The 19,762-nt window shown below is 67.2% G+C and carries 20 protein-coding genes; 9 read left to right on the forward strand and 11 right to left on the reverse strand.

Annotation, left to right across the window (positions count from 1 at the left end; all coding sequences use genetic code 11):
* The first annotated feature begins 11 nt into the window (after nt 1-11).
* Both lspA and MFM001_RS13165 read left to right on the forward strand, forming a co-directional pair.
* Entirely contained in the window at nt 12-584 is a 573-nt protein-coding gene (lspA, locus tag MFM001_RS13160) for a signal peptidase II (RefSeq protein ID WP_116375705.1), read from the forward strand.
* Nucleotides 584-1,510: an RluA family pseudouridine synthase gene (locus MFM001_RS13165; RefSeq protein WP_116375706.1), complete on the forward strand. Its 927-nt coding sequence runs from the start codon at nt 584-586 to the stop codon at nt 1,508-1,510. The genes lspA and MFM001_RS13165 overlap by 1 nt, the downstream gene beginning before the upstream one ends.
* Here the strand turns inward: MFM001_RS13165 and MFM001_RS13170 are convergent, their stop codons facing one another.
* Together MFM001_RS13170 and MFM001_RS13175 are read right to left on the reverse strand one after the other, a co-directional pair.
* Nucleotides 1,511-2,269 carry a methyltransferase domain-containing protein gene (locus MFM001_RS13170; RefSeq protein WP_116375707.1) on the reverse strand — a complete coding sequence of 253 codons (759 nt, stop codon included), beginning with the start codon at nt 2,267-2,269 and terminating at the stop codon, nt 1,511-1,513. It abuts the gene before it with no gap.
* A gap of 35 nt (nt 2,270-2,304) precedes the next feature.
* A complete protein-coding gene (locus MFM001_RS13175; protein WP_116375708.1) occupies nt 2,305-2,712 on the reverse strand; it encodes a group 1 truncated hemoglobin in 408 nt (135 codons plus the stop codon).
* 120 nt (nt 2,713-2,832) lie between these two features.
* Here MFM001_RS13175 and MFM001_RS13180 point away from each other — a divergent pair, with 120 nt between their 5' ends.
* Together MFM001_RS13180 and MFM001_RS13185 are read left to right on the forward strand one after the other, a co-directional pair.
* Nucleotides 2,833-3,849: an SDR family NAD(P)-dependent oxidoreductase gene (locus tag MFM001_RS13180; RefSeq protein ID WP_116375709.1), complete on the forward strand. Its 1,017-nt coding sequence runs from the start codon at nt 2,833-2,835 to the stop codon at nt 3,847-3,849.
* A gap of 6 nt (nt 3,850-3,855) precedes the next feature.
* Nucleotides 3,856-4,647 (forward strand): SDR family oxidoreductase, encoded by a 792-nt coding sequence (locus MFM001_RS13185; protein ID WP_116375710.1) that lies wholly within the window; start codon nt 3,856-3,858, stop codon nt 4,645-4,647.
* On the opposite strand, the gene MFM001_RS13190 is transcribed toward MFM001_RS13185, so the two are convergent.
* Nucleotides 4,644-4,859, reverse strand: a complete 216-nt coding sequence (locus MFM001_RS13190) for a dodecin family protein (protein ID WP_116375711.1) — start codon at nt 4,857-4,859, stop codon at nt 4,644-4,646. The two genes, MFM001_RS13185 and MFM001_RS13190, sit on opposite strands and share 4 nt — an antisense overlap.
* Nucleotides 4,860-4,971: 112 nt before the next feature.
* Here MFM001_RS13190 and dnaE point away from each other — a divergent pair, with 112 nt between their 5' ends.
* Nucleotides 4,972-8,502, forward strand: a complete 3,531-nt coding sequence (dnaE, locus tag MFM001_RS13195) for a DNA polymerase III subunit alpha (RefSeq protein ID WP_116375712.1) — start codon at nt 4,972-4,974, stop codon at nt 8,500-8,502.
* Between the two features lie 83 nt (nt 8,503-8,585).
* Here the strand turns inward: dnaE and MFM001_RS13200 are convergent, their stop codons facing one another.
* On the reverse strand, nt 8,586-9,017 hold the full coding sequence (locus MFM001_RS13200; RefSeq protein ID WP_116375713.1) for a PPOX class F420-dependent oxidoreductase: 432 nt from the start codon (nt 9,015-9,017) through the stop codon (nt 8,586-8,588).
* A gap of 52 nt (nt 9,018-9,069) precedes the next feature.
* Here MFM001_RS13200 and MFM001_RS13205 point away from each other — a divergent pair, with 52 nt between their 5' ends.
* Complete coding sequence (locus tag MFM001_RS13205) at nt 9,070-9,459, forward strand: helix-turn-helix domain-containing protein (protein ID WP_116375714.1); 390 nt, start codon at nt 9,070-9,072, stop codon at nt 9,457-9,459.
* Here the strand turns inward: MFM001_RS13205 and MFM001_RS13210 are convergent.
* Complete coding sequence (locus MFM001_RS13210; RefSeq protein ID WP_116375715.1) at nt 9,438-10,691, reverse strand: amidohydrolase family protein; 1,254 nt, start codon at nt 10,689-10,691, stop codon at nt 9,438-9,440. The genes MFM001_RS13205 and MFM001_RS13210 overlap by 22 nt on opposite strands.
* 68 nt (nt 10,692-10,759) lie before the next feature.
* Here MFM001_RS13210 and fadD11 point away from each other — a divergent pair, with 68 nt between their 5' ends.
* The gene (gene fadD11, locus MFM001_RS13215) at nt 10,760-12,583 is read left to right on the forward strand and encodes a fatty acid--CoA ligase FadD11 (protein WP_116375716.1); all 1,824 of its coding nucleotides are present in this window, start codon (nt 10,760-10,762) and stop codon (nt 12,581-12,583) included.
* Here the strand turns inward: fadD11 and MFM001_RS13220 are convergent.
* Nucleotides 12,580-12,771 carry a hypothetical protein gene (locus tag MFM001_RS13220; RefSeq protein ID WP_192886928.1) on the reverse strand — a complete coding sequence of 64 codons (192 nt, stop codon included), beginning with the start codon at nt 12,769-12,771 and terminating at the stop codon, nt 12,580-12,582. The genes fadD11 and MFM001_RS13220 overlap by 4 nt on opposite strands.
* An 81-nt stretch (nt 12,772-12,852) precedes the next feature.
* Between MFM001_RS13220 and MFM001_RS13225 the strand changes: the two genes are divergently transcribed.
* Together MFM001_RS13225 and ilvA are read left to right on the forward strand one after the other, a co-directional pair.
* On the forward strand, nt 12,853-13,290 hold the full coding sequence (locus MFM001_RS13225; protein WP_116375718.1) for a nitroreductase family deazaflavin-dependent oxidoreductase: 438 nt from the start codon (nt 12,853-12,855) through the stop codon (nt 13,288-13,290).
* Between the two features lie 28 nt (nt 13,291-13,318).
* On the forward strand, nt 13,319-14,608 hold the full coding sequence (gene ilvA, locus MFM001_RS13230; RefSeq protein WP_116375719.1) for a threonine ammonia-lyase: 1,290 nt from the start codon (nt 13,319-13,321) through the stop codon (nt 14,606-14,608).
* Here ilvA and MFM001_RS13235 read toward each other — a convergent pair whose 3' ends face one another.
* Genes MFM001_RS13235 through treY form a run of 5 tightly spaced genes read right to left on the reverse strand, consistent with a single transcriptional unit; the run spans nt 14,609 to nt 19,760 of the window.
* Nucleotides 14,609-15,016 (reverse strand): PIN domain-containing protein, encoded by a 408-nt coding sequence (locus MFM001_RS13235; protein ID WP_116375720.1) that lies wholly within the window; start codon nt 15,014-15,016, stop codon nt 14,609-14,611.
* The gene (locus MFM001_RS13240; RefSeq protein ID WP_116375790.1) at nt 15,003-15,242 is read right to left on the reverse strand and encodes a hypothetical protein; all 240 of its coding nucleotides are present in this window, start codon (nt 15,240-15,242) and stop codon (nt 15,003-15,005) included. Before MFM001_RS13240 ends, MFM001_RS13235 begins: the two co-directional genes overlap by 14 nt.
* Nucleotides 15,243-15,277: 35 nt before the next feature.
* Entirely contained in the window at nt 15,278-15,703 is a 426-nt protein-coding gene (locus MFM001_RS13245) for a hypothetical protein (RefSeq protein ID WP_116375721.1), read from the reverse strand.
* Between the two features lie 36 nt (nt 15,704-15,739).
* A complete protein-coding gene (gene treZ / locus MFM001_RS13250; RefSeq protein ID WP_116375791.1) occupies nt 15,740-17,470 on the reverse strand; it encodes a malto-oligosyltrehalose trehalohydrolase in 1,731 nt (576 codons plus the stop codon).
* Nucleotides 17,463-19,760, reverse strand: coding sequence for a malto-oligosyltrehalose synthase (treY, locus tag MFM001_RS13255; RefSeq protein WP_116375722.1), 2,298 nt, complete (start codon nt 19,758-19,760; stop codon nt 17,463-17,465). Before treY ends, treZ begins: the two co-directional genes overlap by 8 nt.
* Nucleotides 19,761-19,762 lie beyond the last annotated feature (2 nt).

Below are 19,762 nucleotides of genomic sequence, written 5' to 3' on the forward strand. Positions count from 1 at the left end.
ATGATAGGGGCGTGACTGACGAATCCCCTGTGGGGACGCCGCAAACCCCTGCGCCGCCGCGACGGCTGCGCCTGCTGCTCTCTGTCGCGGCGGTGGTGCTGGCGCTCGACATCGTCACCAAGGTTCTCGCCGTCAGACTGCTGACCCCGGGCCAACCGGTGTCGATCATCGGCGACACCGTCACCTGGACGCTGGTGCGCAACTCCGGGGCCGCGTTCTCGATGGCGACCGGATACACCTGGCTGCTGACCCTCATCGCGACAGGTGTGGTGGTGGGGATTTTCTGGATGGGGCGCCGCCTGGTGTCGCCGTGGTGGGCGATCGGGCTGGGCATGATCCTGGGCGGCGCGATGGGCAACCTGGTCGACCGGTTCTTCCGGTCGCCGGGCCCGCTGCGCGGCCACGTCGTCGACTTCCTCTCGATCGGCTGGTGGCCGGTGTTCAACGTCGCCGACCCGTCGGTGGTGGGCGGGGCGATCCTGCTGGTCGCGCTGTCGGTGTTCGGCTTCGACTTCGACACCGTCGGCCGGCGCAAACCGGGCGACGACCTGTTGGAGACCGCCGGCAAGCCCGACGAGCGCTGATGCCCGACCGGTCGATGCCCGTCCCGGAGGGCTTGGCGGGCATGCGTGTGGACGCCGGGCTGGCGCGGCTGCTGGGCCTGTCCCGCACCGCCGCCGCGGCGCTGGCCGAAGGCGGCGACGTCGAGTTGGACGGCGTGCCGGCCGGCAAGTCCGACCGGCTCAGCCCGGGTGCGTTGCTGCATGTGCGGCTGCCCGATGCCCCGGCGCCGCTGGAGAACACGCCCGTCGAGATCAAAGGCATGAAAGTCCTGTACTCCGACGACGACATCGTCGCCGTCGACAAACCCGCCGGGGTGGCCGCGCACGCCTCGGTCGGCTGGACCGGGCCGACCGTGCTGGGCGGACTGGCGGGCGCCGGCTACCGGATCACCACTTCGGGTGTGCACGAACGCCAGGGCATCGTGCACCGTCTGGACGTCGGGACGTCGGGGGTGATGGTGGTGGCCATCTCCGAGCGTGCCTACACCGTGCTCAAGCGGGCGTTCAAGCAGCGCACCGTCGACAAGCGGTATCACGCTCTGGTGCAAGGACATCCGGACCCGTCCAGCGGAACCATCGACGCGCCGATCGGCCGCCATCGTGGCCATGACTGGAAGTTCGCCGTCACTGCCAATGGCCGGCACAGCCTGACTCACTACGACACCATCGAGGCGTTCGTCGCTGCCAGCCTGCTCGACGTGCACCTGGAAACCGGTCGCACACATCAGATTCGGGTGCATTTCGCGGCGCTGCACCATCCCTGCTGCGGCGACCTGACCTACGGCGCCAATCCGAAACTGGCGAAAAAGCTTGGGCTGGAACGGCAATGGCTGCACGCCCGGTCGTTGGCGTTCGCTCATCCGGCAGACGGCCGGCGCATCGAGATCGTCAGCCCGTACCCCGATGATCTGCAGCACGCGCTGGATGTGCTGCGGGCCGAGGGGTGATCAGCCGGGTTTACGCGCCTCGACCAAAGTTCGGGTGGCGTGTGCGACGAACGGGCCGTCGGTCTGGATTCGTTGATGGAGTTCGCGCAGCCGGTCCCGGTAGCGGTCGATGCTGAAATCGGGCACGGTCCAAATCACCTTGCGCAGAAAATAGATAACCGCACCGACGTCGAAGAACTCAGCACGCAGCTGCTCCATGCGCATCTCCACGACGTGCAAGCCGGCCGCAATCGCCTGTGCCCGCTCGGCATCCGGGTGTCGCTCGGCCCCGGCTTGCGGCCTGGGGCCGAGGAAGAACTCGATCAGTTCGAGCATCGTTGCCGGACCGACGTGCTGCGCAAAGTAGGTTCCGCCCGGCCGGAGCACGCGGGCGATCTCGGTCCACCACAGGGTGTTTGGGTGCCGGCTGGTCACCAGGTCGAAGGCCTCGTCGACGAACGGTAGGGGCGGCTGATCTCCGGTTGCGACGACGACCACGCCGCGCGGATGCAACCGCTTGGTGGCCTGAGCACAATTGGGCGCCCACGACTCGGTGGCGGCCATCGTCGGCGGAAACTTTTCCGCGCCCGCCAGCACCTCGCCGCCACCGGTATGCAGGTCCGCCGCGGCCGAGACGGTCGCCAACCGCCGGCTCATCAGCCGCTGATAGCCCCACGACGGTCGCTGCTCGGTCGCGCGGCCGTCCAGCCAGGAGAAGTCCCAGCCTTCGACCGGCGCCGCGGCGGCTTCCGCAACAAGCTCGTCGAACGTGTGTGACATGCATGCATTGTCACGCTCGGCGACCTGTGTGCGGCTTAGACCCGCGCGGTCTCGGCGTCCGAGGCGATGTCGCCGGCCAGCGGCGCCAGAACGCCGAGTATCTCGTTGACCGTCTCGGGCGGCACACCGGCCGCCGACAGCGAGTCGGTCAGGTGCCCGGCCACCAGGTTGAAGTGGTGCATGGTGATGCCCCGGCCCTGATGTACCTGCTTCATCGGCGCGCCGGTGTATGCCTCCGGGCCGCCCAGCGCCGCGGCCAGGAACTCGGCCTGCCTGCCTTTGAGCCGGTTCATGTTGGTTCCGGCGAAGAAGCCCGCGAGCTCGTCGTCATCGAGCACCCGCATGTAGAAGTCCTCGACAACCATTTCGAGCGCCTCGTGGCCGCCGATCTTGTCGTAGATACTGGTCGCATTGCTCTTGCGAAACGGTGAAAGCATTCCCATGCGTCTAGGCCATCATCGGGCGGTTGCACGGCAGTTAGACCGTCGTCACGGGCGGATTACTCGATGTAACAAGCCGATTGCCCACGATTCACCCGCTGTGGTGTAGGACACTGTAGACCCATGAATCTTGGTGACCTCACAAGCTTTGTCGAAAAGCCGATCGCGGCCGTCTCCAACATCGTCAACACGCCCAACTCGGCCGGGCGATATCGGCCGTTCTATCTGCGGAACCTGCTCGACGCGGTCCAGGGCCGGACCCTGCACGACGCCGTCGACGGCACGATCACCCTGATCACCGGGGGATCGTCGGGCATCGGCGAAGCCGCTGCCAAGAAAATCGCCCGGGCCGGCGGCGAGGTGGTGCTGGTCGCCCGGACCCCCGAGAAGCTGGAGAAGGTCGCCGGCGCAATCCGTGCCGACGGCGGAACCGCCCGCGTCTATCCGTGCGATCTGTCCGACATGGACGCGGTTGCCGCGATGGCCGACCAAGTGCTGGCCGACCTCGGTCGTGTCGACATCCTGATCAACAATGCGGGCAAGTCGATTAGGCGCTCACTGGCGTTGTCCTACGACCGAATTCACGACTACCAGCGGACCATGCAGCTGAATTACTTCGGCGCGGTGCAACTCATTCTCAAGTTCGTTCCCGGCATGCGGGAACGCGGTTTCGGCCAGATCATCAACGTGTCGTCTGCCGGTGTGCAGACCCGCGCACCGCGCTTCGGCGCCTACATCGCCAGCAAGGCCGCGCTCGACACGCTGTGTGACGCGCTTCAGGCCGAAACCGTCAACGACGACGTCCGATTCACCACCGTGCACATGGCGCTGGTACGCACACCGATGATCAGCCCCACGACGATGTATGACCGGTTCCCGACGCTGACGCCCGATCAGGCGGCGGGTGTGCTCGCCGACGCGATCGTGCACCGGCCGCGGCGGGTCAGCCCTCCGATCGGGCAGTTCGCCGCTGTTGCCGATGCGGTCAACCCGTTGGTGATGGACTACGTCCGCACCCGCGCCTTCGCCATGTTCGACGACTCCGCCGCGGCGCAGGGCGGCGAAAGCGCCGAGGAGACAAGCACATTCGACAAGCGCAGCGAAACCTTTGTGCGGGCCACCCGCGGAATTCATTGGTGAGACGTCATGAGCCTGCCTAAACCGAGCAACCAGGCAGCCGTCGTCGTCACCGGCGCCTCGTCCGGCATCGGCACCGAATTGGCCCGCGGCCTGGCGCGCCGCGGCTACCCGCTGCTGCTGATCGCGCGCCGCAGGGAACGCCTCGACGACCTCGCCGCCGAACTCACCAAGAGATACTCCGTCGGCGTCGACGTCATGCCCCTGGATCTGGCCAAGACCCGGGGGCGTGCCGCGCTGGCCGACCTGGTCGGCCGCGAGCCGATCGCGGGGCTGTGCAACAGCGCCGGCTTCGGCACCAGCGGAGCTTTCCACGAGCTGCCGATCGAACGGGAAACCGAGCAGGTCACGCTGAACGCGTTGGCGCTGATGGAACTGACCCACGCCGCGCTGCCCGGCATGGTAGAGCGCGGCGCTGGAGCGGTGCTCAACATCGCCTCGATCGCGGCGTTTCAGCCGTTGCCGGGCATGGCGGTGTACTCCGCCACCAAAGCGTTCGTCCAGACGTTCTCCGAAGCCGTGCACGAGGGGCTGCACGGGACGGGAGTCTCGTGCACCGTCCTGTGTCCGGGACCGGTGCCCACCGAATGGGCGCAGATCGCCGACGCCGAACACGTGAATGTCGGCTTTGCGCAAGTCTCGCCGCACGACGTCGCCGAAGCCGCGATCGCCGGGATGCGGGCCGGTAAGCGCAGCGTCGTGCCCGGACTGGTGCCGAAAGTCGCCAGTATGGGCGGCCGGTTTGCGCCGCGCAGTGTGCTGCTGCCCGCGCTGCGGATCGTCCGGGACCTGCGCCGTTAGGACTTCTGCCGCGGCCTGATCTTGAACGAGATCCGCAGCTTCGTGCGGTAGGTGATCCCCCCACCCGAGTCCAGGGCCAGGTCCTGCTCGACGACCTCGGCGACCCGGATGTCGTCGATGGTCTCCTGCGCCCGGCGCACCGCCTCTGCCGCGGCATCCTCCCAAGACACGGTGCTCGTCCCGATCAAGTCGGTGACCCGGTACACGCTCATGCCTGTCAAGCTAGAACAGCCGGCCAGCGACTGTGGCGAAAAACGGGACTTTCCAGACACGGATCGCGACACGCCGAGACTCGTCGGTGCCCGGTCATAGACTGGCGTCTCTATGAACCAGTCCTTCGTGCACCTGCATAACCACACCGAGTATTCGATGTTGGACGGTGCTGCGAAGATCACGCCGATGCTCGCCGAGGCGGAGCGGCTGGACATGCCCGCGATCGGGATGACCGACCACGGAAACATGTTCGGCGCCAGCGAGTTCTACAACGCAGCCACCAAAGCGGGCATCAAGCCGATCATCGGCGTCGAGGCGTACATCGCGCCCGCGTCCCGATTCGATACCCGTCGCGTCTTCTGGGGCGACCCAGGCCAGAAGAGCGACGACGTGTCCGGCAGCGGGTCGTACACCCACCTGACCATGGTCGCCGAGAACGCCACCGGCCTGCGCAACCTGTTCAAGCTGTCGTCGCTGGCGTCCTTCGAGGGTCAGCTGAGCAAGTGGTCCCGCATGGACGCCGAGCTGATCGCCGAGCACGCCGAGGGGATCATCGCCACCACCGGCTGCCCGTCCGGTGAGGTGCAGACCCGGTTGCGGCTCGGGCAGCGCCGCGAAGCGCTGGAAGCCGCCGCCAAGTGGCGGGAGATCTTCGGTCCGCAGAACTACTTCCTCGAACTGATGGACCACGGGCTGGACATCGAACGCCGGGTCCGCGACGGGCTGCTGGAAATCGGCCGCACCCTGAACATCCCGCCGCTGGCCACCAACGACTGCCACTACGTCACCCGCGACGCCGCGCACAACCACGAGGCGCTGCTGTGCGTGCAGACCGGCAAGACGCTGTCGGACCCCAACCGGTTCAAGTTCGACGGGGACGGCTACTACCTGAAATCCGCGGCCGAGATGCGCACCATCTGGGACGACCAAGTGCCCGGCGCCTGCGACGCGACGCTGCTGATCGCCGAGCGGGTGAGCTCCTATGCCGACGTGTGGGCGCCGCGCAACCGGATGCCGGTCTTCCCGGTGCCCGAAGGCCACGACCAGGCGTCGTGGCTGCGCCACGAAGTGGACGCCGGGCTGCGGCGGCGCTTCCCCGACGGGCTGCCCGACGGCTATGCGCAGCGCGCTGCCTACGAGATCGAAGTCATCTGCGACAAGGGATTTCCGTCGTACTTCCTGATCGTCGCCGACCTGATCAACTACGCCCGCTCGGTCGACATCCGGGTGGGGCCGGGCCGCGGCTCGGCGGCCGGCTCGCTGGTCGCCTATGCGCTTGGCATCACCGACATCGACCCGATCCCGCACGGGCTGCTGTTCGAGCGCTTCCTCAACCCGGAGCGCACGTCGATGCCTGACATCGACATCGACTTCGACGACCGCCGCCGCGGCGAGATGGTGCGCTACGCCGCCGAGAAGTGGGGGCAGGACCGGGTCGCCCAGGTCATCACCTTCGGCACCATCAAAACCAAAGCGGCGCTGAAGGATTCAGCGCGGATCCACTACGGCCAGCCCGGCTTTGCGATCGCCGACCGGATCACCAAGGCGCTGCCGCCGGCGATCATGGCCAAAGACATTCCGCTGGCCGGCATCACCGACCCCAACCACGAGCGCTACAAGGAAGCCGCCGAGGTCCGCGGCCTGATCGACACCGACCCCGACGTGCGCACCATCTACCAGACCGCCCGCGGGCTGGAGGGCCTGATCCGCAACGCCGGCGTGCACGCCTGCGCGGTGATCATGAGCAGCGAGCCGCTGACCGAGGCCATTCCGCTGTGGAAGCGGCCGCAGGACGGGGCGATCATCACCGGCTGGGACTACCCGGCCTGTGAGGCCATCGGCCTGCTGAAGATGGACTTCCTCGGGCTGCGCAACCTGACGATCATCGGCGACGCGATCGAGAACATCAAGGCCAACAGGGGAATTGACCTCGACCTCGAATCGGTGCCGCTGGACGACAAAGCGACCTACGAGCTACTCGGTCGCGGCGACACGCTCGGGGTGTTCCAACTCGACGGCGGGCCGATGCGCGACCTGCTGCGCCGCATGCAGCCCACCGGGTTCGAAGACGTGGTCGCTGTGATCGCGCTGTACCGGCCCGGGCCGATGGGGCAAAACGCCCACAACGAGTACGCCGACCGCAAAAACGGCCGCCAGCCGATCAAGCCGATCCATCCTGAGCTCGCCGAGCCGCTCGAGGAGATCCTCGCCGAGACCTACGGCCTGATCGTCTACCAAGAGCAGATCATGCGCATCGCGCAGAAAGTGGCCGGCTACTCGCTGGCCCAAGCCGACATTCTGCGTAAGGCGATGGGCAAGAAGAAGGCCGACGTGCTGGCCGCCGAGTACGAAAGCTTCTCGGCGGGAATGCAATCCAACGGTTTCTCGGCCGCTGCCATCAAGGCGTTGTGGAACACCATCCTGCCGTTCGCCGACTACGCGTTCAACAAGTCGCACGCCGCCGGCTACGGCATGGTGTCCTACTGGACCGCGTACCTGAAGGCCAACTATCCCGCCGAATACATGGCGGGGCTTTTGACGTCGGTCGGCGACGACAAGGACAAAGCCGCGGTTTACCTTGCCGACTGCCGCAAGCTCGGCATCACCGTGCTGCCGCCGGACGTCAACGAGTCCGGGCTCAACTTCGCCTCGGTGGGCGCCGACATCCGCTACGGGCTCGGGGCGGTGCGCAACGTCGGCGCCAACGTCGTTGCCTCCCTGATCAATACCCGTACCGAGAAGGGCAAGTTCACCGACTTCTCGGACTACCTCAACAAGATCGACATCGCGGCGTGCAACAGGAGGGTCACCGAGTCGCTGATCAAGGCCGGCGCGTTCGACTCGCTGGGCCACCCGCGAAAAGGCTTGTTCCTGGTGCACACCGACGCGGTGGATTCGGTGCTGGGCACCAAGAAGGCCGAGGCGATGGGTCAGTTCGACCTGTTCGGTGGCGAAGACGCCGGCACCGACGCGGTGTTCACGATCAAGGTGCCGGACGAGGAGTGGGACGACAAGCACAAGCTGGCGCTGGAGCGCGAGATGCTGGGCTTGTACGTGTCCGGGCATCCGCTCAACGGTGTCGCGCATCTGCTGGCCACCCAGGTCGACACGCCCATCCCCGCGATCCTCGACGGCGACGTCCCCAACGACACCGCCGTCAAGGTGGGCGGCCTTCTCGCCTCGGTCAACCGGCGGGTGAACAAGAACGGGATGCCTTGGGCATCAGCGCAATTGGAAGACCTCACCGGTGGCATCGAGGTGATGTTCTTCCCGCACACCTATTCCGCCTACGGCGCCGACATCGTCGACGACGCGGTGGTGCTGGTCAACGCGCGGGTGAAGATCTCCGACGACAGGGTCTGCCTGATCGCCAACGAGCTTGTGGTGCCGGACTTTTCCAGCGCACAGGTGGACCGGCCGCTAGCGGTCAGCCTGCCGACCCGCCAATGCACCATCGACAAGGTCAGTGCGCTCAAGCAAGTGCTGGCGCGTCACCCCGGAACGTCGCAGGTGCATCTGCGGCTGGTCAGCGGTGACCGGATCACCACGCTGGAGCTCGACTCGTCGCTGCGGGTGACGCCGTCGCCGGCGTTGATGGGCGACCTCAAAGCCCTACTCGGCCCCGGTTGCCTGAGCGGGTAAGCCCCAAGCAGACGCCGAATGGCCACTTAATGCACGCGTCCGTCCAAAAGCCGTGTCACAACTGGCCACTCGGCGAGGGCGGGTTAGCCCACCTCCACCCGGACGATGACGCTGTCGCTCCACACGCCGCGAGCGCGGGCGCGCCGCAGCTTCTCGCGGATCGACAAGTCGCGGTGCACGTTGGTCACGCCCGGGACTTTGATCAGCGGGACGATGTTCCACTGCCAGCTGTACCGCTCGTGCAGCACGCGATTGCCGGCTTCGGCCTCGGTACCCGACAGGATCGTCGCGCGGCCTGCCAGCGTCCTCGCGCCCGGAACAACGCGGCCGCGGTAGTCACAGGCGGTGAGCTCGACGTCGGGACGCGCCGCCAGCCGGCGCGTCTTCGGGCCCACTTTGGTCCGAAATAGCAGCGCATTTCGATCGAGGGCAAACCAGATGGGGGTGTCGACAGGTGTGCCATCGTTCCGGAAGGTCCGCAGTAGGGCATAGCGCGCGCCGCGCAGTTCCTGCATGGCATCCAGTCAACGACTTAGAGTTGGCTCTAAGTCAAGACCGGGAGGGCCGATGCCTGCAGCATTGACGATTTCCGAGGTGGCCCGCCAAGCCGGTGTCGCCGCGACCACGCTGCGCTACTACGAGAAGATCGGCCTGGTTCCGCCACCGGCGCGGATGGGCGGTCAGCGCCGCTACGACGACGCGGTGCTGGCTCGCCTCGAGGTGATCCGGCTCTGCAAATCCGCCGGGTTCGCGCTGGACGAAATCCAGGTGCTGTTCGCCGACGACGAGCCCGGACGCCCGGTAAGCCGCGCTCTGGCCAAGGCCAAGCTCGCCGAGATCGACGCTCAGATGGCGTCGCTCGCCCGGGCCCGGGCAGTCATCGAATGGGGCATGCGGTGCACCTGCCCGTCAATCGACGCGTGCACATGCGGCATTCACACCGCCTTGCCCGCCTGAACCGGATCCTTGTAGGCCACACCGTCTTTCATCACAAAGTCCACTTGACCGGTGACCTCGATGTCGGTGAACGGATCGCCGGGCATCGCGATCAGATCGGCGATCTTGCCGTCGGCGATCACACCGAGGTCGTCGAGCCGGAGTAGTTCGGCGGCGACGCTGGTGGCGGCTTGCAGGGCACGCAGCGGAGTGATGCCGGTGGACACCATCGCCGGGAACTCGCGCCAGTTCTCGTGATGCGGAAACATCCCGGCGTCGGTGCCGAACGCGATGCGCACGTTGCTGGCAGCCAGCCGCTCGGCGGCATCCAGCAACGGGCCGCGGTATTTGCGGAACTTGCGCAGCGCGTACTCGGGAACACCGGCCAACAGCGGATCGTCTTCGCCGCGGCGGGCGCCGGACAGGATCGCGTACTGCGTCGGGACCATGAAAACCCCGGCGTCCTCCATCATTCGCAATGTCTCGGCCGAGGCGAGGTTTCCGTGCTCGATACTGCGTACGCCGGCGCGGACGGCGCGCTGGATACCTTCGTCGCCGTAACTGTGCGGTGTGACCGGGATATCGAGGTCGGTGGCCGTCGCGACCAGGACGTCCATCTCCTCCTGGCTGTAGGTGGCGCTGCCGGGATCGTCCGACGGCGAGGCGAAGCCGCCGGTCGCGGCGAACTTGATCCAGTCGGCGCCGGCCCGGATCTCCTGCCGGACCCGGGAGCGGATCTCGTCGCCGCCATCGGCGGCAGCCAATTCCAGTGGCCGCGCCGGCCCTTGATACTCGTCGGCGAGGAATCCGCTGAAGTCGCCGTGGCCACCGCGCGCCGAAATCATGTGTGGTGCCACCACCATCCGCGGCCCCTCGACCAGGCGGGCCGCCACCGCGTCGCGCAGGTCGATCGTCGGGTAGTCGACGTCGCCGCAACCCAAGTCGCGGATCGTGGTGAATCCGTTGCTCAGCAGGACCCGCAATACCGGCAGGGACATCAACGCCTTGGCGGTGCTCGAGTGTGCGGCCAGCTGCGGGCCCAGCGGCGGCGCCAATGTCACGTGGGTATGGCAGTCGATGAATCCCGGCGTCAGCGTGTGCCCAGACAGGTCGACTACCCGCGCATCGCCCGGCGGTTCGAGCGTCTCGGCGACCCGCTGGATTCGGCCGTCGGCGACGAGCACCTGTCGTGGAAGTGCGGACTCCGCGATCCCGTCCCACACGTTCGCACCGGTGATCAGCGTCGCCGCCATGTCGGCGAACCTACTCCTGCGCCGGTCGGGTTTGTGCTCTGATCGGGTAGGTAGCAAAGGAGAACGAGATGACGACAGCCGAGCGGCCGCGCACCATGCCCGCGGCATTTCAGCGCACTGCGGCCATCGATCCGGATGCCGTGGCGCTGCGCACGCCCGGTGACACCCAGACCTTGACCTGGCGCGAATACGCGGCGCAGGTGCGCAGGGTCGCGGCAGGGCTGGCAGGGCTTGGAGTGCGCCGTGGCGACACGGTGTCGCTGATGATGGCCAACCGGATCGAGTTCTACCCACTCGAGGTGGGCGCACAGCACGTCGGCGCCACGTCGTTCTCCGTCTACAACACTCTGCCCGCCGAGCAACTGACCTACCTTTTCGACAATGCCGGCACCAAGGTGGTGATGTGCGAGGCGCAATACGTCGACCGGATCCGCGCCAGCGGCGCGCCGATCGAGCACATCGTGTGCATCGACGGCTCACCGCCGGAAACGCTGTCGGTCGACGAGCTGTACGCCGCCGGTGCCGACGACTTCGACTTCGAATCCACCTGGCGGGCAGTGCAACCCGACGACGTCGTCACCCTCATCTACACGTCGGGGACCACCGGCAACCCCAAGGGGGTGGAGATGACGCACACCAACCTGCTGTTCGAAGGGGAAGCTCTGGGCGCCGTTCTCGGTGTCGAATTCGGTGACCGGATAACCTCGTTCCTGCCTTCGGCGCACATCGCCGACCGGATGATGGCGCTGTACGACCAGGAAGTTTTCGGCACGCAGGTCACCGTGGTGTCCGACGCCCGGGCGATCGCGGCTGCGCTGCCGGAGGTGCGACCCACGATCTGGGGTGCTGTGCCCCGGGTGTGGGAAAAGCTCAAGGCGGCAATCGAATTCGCTGTGGCCAACGAGCCGGACGAAGAGCGCCGTCTCGCGTTGCAGTGGGCGCTGGCACTGGCCGGGAAACGGGCCGAGGCGTTGATTGCCGGGAACCCGGTGCCGGATGATGTGGCGGCGGAATGGGCGACCGCGGACGAGTTGGTGCTGTCCAAGCTGCGCGCCAGGCTGGGGCTGGACCAGCTGCGCTGGGCGGTGTCGGGGGCGGCCCCGATTCCCAAGGAAACTCTGGGCTTCTTCGCCGGAATCGGTATTCCGATCTCGGAGGTGTGGGGCATGTCGGAGCTCAGTTGCGTTGCGAGCGTGGTGCATCCACGCGAAGGCCGGCTCGGGACGGTGGGCAAGCTGTTGCCGGGGCTTCAGAGCAAAATCGCCGACGACGGCGAGTTCCTGGTGCGCGGGCCGCTGGTGATGAAGGGCTACCGCAAGGAACCGGCGAAGACCGCCGAGGCGATCGACCCCGACGGCTGGCTGCACACCGGCGACATTCTCGACGTCGACGCCGACGGCTACCTGCGCGTGGTCGACCGCAAAAAGGAACTGATCATCAACGCGGCCGGAAAGAACATGTCGCCGGCCAACATCGAGAACGCGATCATGGCCGCCTGCCCGATGATCGGCGCCATGGTCACGATCGGTGACGGCCGGCCATACAACACCGCGCTGCTGGTCTTCGACGCCGATTCGGTGGGGCCGTACGCCGCCCAGCACGGTCTGGACCCGTCGGCTGCGGCGTTGGCCGCCGACCCACAGGTGATCGCGCGGATCGCGGCGGGGGTGGCCGAGGGCAACACCAAGCTGTCGCGGGTCGAACAGATCAAGCGCTTCCGGGTGCTGCCCACGTTGTGGGAGCCCGGCGGCGACGAGATGACGTTGACAATGAAGCTCAAACGGCGCCCGATCGCGGAGAAGTACGCCGCCGAAATCGAGGAGCTCTACGCCGCCGAGCCGGGGCCCGACGTGCACGAACCCAGGGCCGCCTCGACGGCGCAACCCGCTTAGGCGCGGGAGAGGGCCTTGAACGTCAGGCCGGACACGACGGACACCGCCGCGGCGGCCAGCACCGACGGCGCGGCGCTGGTGGTCAGCAGGCCGACGATCAAGAAGGTGACCAGGCCGGCGAGCAACGCGACCAGCTTGTAGCGCGGCCAGGGCACCCCGGCCAGCAGTACAGGTTGCCGCGTCGTCACAAAGTTCAGGATACCGGGCACTTGAGTTTTCGGCCAGCCGAAACACCGGATCCGGGGCGCCTTGCCTCTAAGGTGGGTGGCATGCCGCTATCAGGTGAATACGCCCCCAGTGCCTCTGATTGGTCCCGCGAACAGGCCGAGAAGTATATGGAGTCCGGCGGGACCGAGGGCACCGAGATGCAGGGAAAGCCCGTCATCCTGCTGACCACGGTCGGAGCCAAAACCGGCAAACTCCGCAAGACGCCGCTGATGCGGGTCGAGCACAACGGCGAGTACGCGATTGTCGCGTCGTTGGGCGGTGCCCCGAAGAACCCGGTCTGGTACTACAACGTCAAGAAGAACCCGCGGGTCGAGTTGCAGGACGGCGCGGTCAGCGGCGACTACGAGGCGCGCGAGGTCTTCGGCGACGAGAAGGCCGTCTGGTGGGAGCGGGCCGTCGAGGCGTGGCCGGACTACGCCAACTACCAGGCCAAGACCGACCGGCAAATTCCGGTGTTTGTGCTGACCCCTGTGCACTGAACTGCCTGTTAGGTGGCACCATTGACCGGTGTCCGCCGAACCGAGCCAGACGCCGAGCACCCCGGTCCCCGGTCCGCTGACCGCGGGCGACATCGACGCGGCGGCTGACCGGATTGCCGGCGTGGTCACACCGACACCGCTGCAGCTCTGCGAGCGGTTGTCGGCGATCACCGGCGCCAGGGTGTACCTCAAGCGAGAAGATCTGCAGTCGGTCCGGTCGTATAAGCTGCGCGGCGCCTACAACCTGCTGGTACAGCTGTCGCCGGAGGAGGTCGCCGCGGGCGTGGTGTGCTCGTCGGCGGGCAACCACGCGCAGGGCTTCGCGTTTGCGTGCCGGGCCTTGGGCATCCACGGGCGGGTCTACGTGCCGGCCAAGACGCCCAAGCAAAAGCGTGACCGCATCCGCTATCACGGCGGGGATTTCATCGAGCTGATCGTCGGCGGGACCACCTATGACCTGGCCGCCGCGGCCGCGCTCGAGGATGTGGCGCGAACCGGCGCCACCCTGGTCCCGCCGTTCGACGACGTGCGGACCATCGCCGGGCAGGGCACGATCGCGGTCGAGCTGCTCGACCAGCTCGACGGCGAACCGGATCTGGTGGTAGTCCCGGTGGGCGGCGGCGGCTGCATCGCCGGCATCACCACGTATCTGGCGGAGCGGACGACGAACACGTCGGTGCTGGGCGTCGAACCGGCAGGGGCGGCCGCGATGATGGCGGCGCTGGCCGCCGGTGAGCCGGTAACCCTGGACTATGTCGACCAGTTCGTCGACGGTGCCGCGGTGAACCGGGCCGGCACCCTGACGTACGCGGCGCTGGCCGCCGCCGGGGACATGGTGTCGATCACGGCGGTCGACGAGGGCGCCGTCTGCACTGCGATGCTTGATCTGTACCAGCACGAGGGCATCATCGCCGAGCCGGCCGGTGCGCTGTCGGTGGCCGGGCTGCTGGAGACCGACGTCGAGCCGGATTCGACTGTGGTGTGCCTGATTTCGGGCGGCAACAACGACGTGTCCCGCTACGGGGAAGTGCTGGAGCGCTCGCTGGTCCATCTCGGCCTCAAGCACTACTTCCTGGTCGACTTCCCGCAGGAGCCGGGCGCGCTGCGCCGATTCCTCGACGACGTGCTCGGGCCCAACGACGACATCACGCTGTTCGAGTACGTCAAGCGCAACAACCGGGAGACCGGCGAGGCGCTGGTCGGCATCGAGCTGGGATCGGCGGCCGACCTCGACGGGCTGCTGGAACGGATGCGGGCCACTGAGATTCACGTCGAGGCCCTCGAGCCCGACTCGCCGGCCTACCGCTACCTGCTGTAACTAGCGAAAGGGATTCTCCACCCGCACCCCGGCGTAATCCTCACCGTCGCTGAGATCCTCAGAAAGGGCGACATTGCAGCCCAGCGACCGCCCGGCCTCGATGATTGCGGCGTCCCAGTAAGAGATGCCCCACTCCCGCCGTGTTGCAAGGGCGGCCTGCATCAACCCGACCGTGATTGGTGCAACCGGAAATCGCATGAACGATTCCACCAACTCGACGGCCTGCTCATGTGTGATGGGATCCGGCTGGCTGCTTCGGGTCGCCTGGACGTAGAACTCCTGCAGCACTTGGACAGACAGTGCCAGGTCACGCGAAGCCAGAATCTCGTTGGCGCGTTTCGCTTTATCCCGCTCCTGCCGATCGCGTGATATCGCGTACAGCAGAACGGTGGTGTCAACGAACCGCACGCTCGTGGACGTCGTCGCGGCTCAGGCGGTCACTCGCACGGAAGCGCCGGATTTCGCTCTGGACTCGCCGCTGCTTTGCCTCAAGGCGAGCGAATTCCGCCTCGTGCTCGGAAAGCGAGTTAAGGAATTCTGCAACGAGGGCGCTGAGGGACTTGCCGAGCTCCGCGGCCCGAATCCGCGCCTGGCGATACACATCGTCCGACACCGAGACGGTGATGTTCTTCACAGATTCACAGTAACGCATTTTCTGTGATACGCGGTTTATACGACCTGGACCAGCAATTCGTCGTTGGCGCGAAAGATCGGTTCGAGCGGCACGTCGAATTGCGCGGCCATGGCCGTCAGCTCTTTCGACCAGACCAGCTCGGCCGACGAAACCGGGCCCCGGCCCGGTCCAGTCAGCAGCAACGCCACCGTGGTGCCCGGGGCGACGTCGTCGAGCAGCGTGCGCAGTGCTGACATCAGGTCCTTCAGGATTCGAGCCTGCGGTCGCGGTCGGATCGGCAGGTGGCTGAGGACCTTTGCCAAGCAACGATCCGGCCCGACAAAAGCGAACCACAGCATCCGCTCGCCGAATCCCAGTGGCCCCATCAGCGCACGCCACCGCTGACGCAGATCCTCCGCCGAATACACCGGGTCGGTAGCGGACTCGACCGGCGGAATTGGCAGCAGCTCGTGATGACTCATACGCGAATCATTCGCGGGTCCCGGGCCGGCCGGTAGTCAGCTATCCACAACCCGCAAGATCGCGAACGAATGGCCGGGCAGTTCGGTCGTTGTGTCGCCGACGTGCGGCGGGTCCCAGGCCAGCACCACCTGACCGGCGACCGGAATCTGCGCGGCGTCGGCACCGAGGTTGCAGGCGATCGCGAACCGGCCGCGGCGCATCACGATCCAGCGCCGGTCCTCGTCGTAGTCGATGGCCAGGTCGTCGAGCCACGGATCGGCCAGGTCGGATTCCTTGCGCCGCAACGTGGCCAGGTCCCGGTACACGCCGAGCAGCCGCGCGTGTTCGCCGGTCTCGACCTCGCTCCAGTCCAGTTTGGACCGCTGGAACGTCTGCGGATCCTGCGGATCGGGAATCTCGTCGGCGTCCCAGCCATGCTCGGCGAACTCTTTTTTGCGGCCTTCGGCGGTCGCGCGGGCCAGCTCAGGTTCGGGGTGCGAGCTGAAGAACTGGAACGGGGTGGACGCACCCCATTCTTCGCCCATGAAAAGCATTGCTGTGTAAGGAGATCCGAGCACCAGCGCCGCTTTGACGGCGAGCTGGCCGGGGGAGAGGTTCTGCGACGGGCGATCCCCGAGCGCCCGGTTGCCGACCTGATCGTGCGTACACGTGTAGGCCAGCAGCCGGGTGGCCGGAATCTTCGACGTGTCCAGCGGCCGGCCATGGCGCCGGCGCCGAAACGACGAGTAGGTCCCGGCGTGGAAGAAGCCGTTGCGCAACGTGGTGGCCAGCGTGGCCATCGAGCCGAAATCGGCGTAGTAGCCCTGTCGTTCGCCGGAGACCGCGGTGTGGATCGCATGGTGGATGTCGTCGTCCCACTGCGCGGTGAGCCCGTAACCGCCCTGGTCGCGGGGCGTGATCAGCCGCTGGTCGTTGAGGTCGCTTTCGGCGACCAGCGACAGCGGTCGGCCGAGTTGCGCTGCGAGGCCGTCGGTTTCGGCTGCAAGCTCCTCGAGGATGTGGATCGCGGTGGTGTCCACCAGCGCGTGCACGGCGTCGAGCCGCAGCCCGTCGGCGTGGAAGTCGCGCATCCAGCGCAGCGCACAGTCGATGATGTAGCGGCGCACTTCGTCGGAGTCGGCGTCGGCGATGTTGATGCCCTCGCCCCACGGGTTGCTGCCCGACGACAGATACGGGCCGAACCGCGGCAGGTAGTTGCCCGACGGCCCCAAATGGTTGAACACGGCGTCGATCAACACCCCGAGGCCCCTGCTGTGGCAAGCGTCGACGAACCGCACCAGCCCGTCGGGCCCGCCGTAGGGTTCGTGCACCGCATACCACAGCACGCCGTCGTATCCCCAACCGTGCGTCCCGGAGAACGCGTTGACCGGCATCAGCTCAACGAAGTCGACACCGAGATCCACCAAGTAGTCCAGCTTTTCGACAGCGGAGTCGAAAGTGCCTGCGGGCGTGAAGGTCCCGAGGTGCAGTTCGTAGATCACCGCGCCCTCGACCGACCGGCCGGCCCAGTCGCCGTCGGTCCAGGCCACCGTCGACGGGTCCCACAGTTGCGAGCGCTCGTGCACGCCGTCGGGCTGGCGGGCCGATCGCGGATCTGGCAGCACTGTGGGGTCGTCGTCGAGCAGATAGCCGTAACGGGCGTCGGGCGCGGTGTCGACGGTGGTGCGCCACCACCCGTCGGCTGAGCGGGTCATCGGATGCACCGCACCGCCGACGTCGAGGCGCACCTGCTCGGGCTTGGGCGCCCAGACCGCGAATTCAGTCACCGGCACGCTCCAGTAATACGACGGGCAACTCGGCGAACAGGTCGGCGGCCGCCGTCGATCCGCTCCAGCGCTTGCCTGTCAGCGTGTCGGTCCACGAGCCCGCCGGCAGCGGCACCACGGTGTCGCCCCAACCCGTGTCTTCCAGCCGGAACGTCCATCGGGTGACCGCGACCAGGACGTCGTCGCCGCGCCGGAACGCCACCAGATGATCGGCGGCGTTCCCCGCGGCGAGCACCGGGTGATAACCGCCCTGCAGGAAGGTGTCCGGGCGAGCGCGCCGCAGCCGCAGCGCCGCCGCGACCACCCGGATCTTGGGGTGCTGCAACGTTTTCAGCGCCTCGCGACGCGCGGTGTAGTCGACCGGCCGCCGGTTGTCAGGGTCGACCAGGCTGTCGTCCCACAGTTCGGTGCCCTGGTAGATGTCGGGGACGCCGGGGACGGTCAACGCCAGCAGCTTCTGGCCCAGTGCGTCGCTTTCGGCATGCGAATTCAGCTGGGCCAGCAGGCTAGTCAGCTCCCGGGCCGCCGGACCGTCCAGCACACTGTCAAGCCAGCGGTGCACGGCCTCTTCGAAGTCGGTGTCCGGGTCATGCCAGGAGGTGTGCCAGGCAGCCTCGCGGATCGCCTTTTCGGTGTAGGCGTGCAGCCGCTCTCGCAGCTCCGCGGTGACCTCGCCGTCGAGCGGCCACACCCCGAAGATGTTCTGCCACAGGAACAGCCCGGTGGCGGGATCAGGGGAGGGCGTGCGGGTCTCCCAGCGGGCGACGAATTCGGCCCACAGCGACGGCACCTGCGACAGCACACCGATGCGCGCGCGGACGTCCTCGCCGCGTTTGGTGTCGTGTGTAGTCAGCGTCGTCATGGTCTGCGGCCACAACCGGGCCCGAGTGGCGGCGCTGTGGTGGAACTCGGCGGCGCCGACGCCGAACCGTTGCGGGTCGCCGCCGACCTCGTTGAGCGACACCAGCCGGGCATCGCGGTAGAACAGGCAGTCCTCAACGGATTTGGCGGTCACCGCGCCGCACAACTGCTGCAGTCGCACCGCCGGCTCACCGCCGCCGGCCAGAGCGGCGGCGATCAGCTGCAGCGGCGGACCGAGTTCCGGTGTCGAGGCTTGCGTTTCGGCGAAAGCGGTCGGCAGTATCGATGCCAGTCCGCGGTAGTCGCTGCGGTACACGTCGATGTGGGCGAGCAGCGCAGCTACGGCGTCGGGCAGCAGCGGATGGTCGGCGCCGGCGGCCGCGACGATGCAGCGACGCAGCCGGGCCAGCTCGCTGGCCAGGGTGACGGTGGTGGCGACACCTTTGAGTTCGCCGAGCAGCGCCGGCATCGCCTGGTAGTCGACGCCGGCGGACTCGAACAGCGCTGTCAGCGCAGGTGCCCCGGCGGGGTCGACGAACAGCCCTCCGATTTCCCGCAATACGTCGTAGCCGGTGGTGCCGGCCACCGGCAGTGTCGGCTCCAGCGCCTCGTCGACGGCCAGGATCTTCTCGATCACGATCCAGGGCTGCGGTCCGAGCAGCTGGCGTAGCCACTCCAAATAGCCTGCCGGATCGGATAATCCGTCGGGGTGGTCGATCCGAACGCCGTCGACGAGTCCCTCGGTGACCCATCGGGCCACTTCGGCATGCCAGGCGTCGAACACCGCGCGGTCTTCCTGACGCAGCCCGGCCAGCGAGGTGATCGAAAAGAACCGGCGATAGCCGCAGACGCCGTTGCGCCAGCCGACCAGCCGGTAATGCTGTCGATCGTGCACCTCGGTCCCGGTACCGTTGCCGGTGCCCGGGGCGATCGGGAACGCCAGGTCGCCGAGTCGGAGCAGGTCGCCGTCCACGGCGAGGTCGGCGACGTCGTCGTCGGAACCCAAGACCGGCAAGATGATTCGGCCGTCACCGAGATCCCAGTCGATGTCGAAGAACGACGCATAGGCCGACGACCGGCCATGCTGCAGCACATCCCACCACCACGGGTTCTGCTGCGGCTGGTCGATGCCGACGTGGTTGGGCACGATGTCGACAACCAGGCCCATGCCGCGCTTGCGCGCCGCCGCTGAGAGCCGGGCCAGCCCTTCCGAGCCGCCGAGTTCTGCCGACACCGTCGTCGGATCGGTGACGTCGTAGCCGTGCGCGGACCCGCTGACGGCGGTCATGATCGGCGACAGGTACACGTGTGACACCCCGAGGTCGTCGAGGTAGTCCAGCAGGTTCTCGGCGTCGGCGAACGTGAACCCGAACCCACTGGATGCGCCGCGCAACTGCAACCGGTAGGTCGCGAGTATCGGATAAGCCATGC

The sequence above is a fragment of the Mycobacterium sp. MFM001 genome (genome assembly GCF_003402475.1).
In the GTDB taxonomy this organism is placed as follows: Bacteria; Actinomycetota; Actinomycetes; order Mycobacteriales; family Mycobacteriaceae; genus Mycobacterium.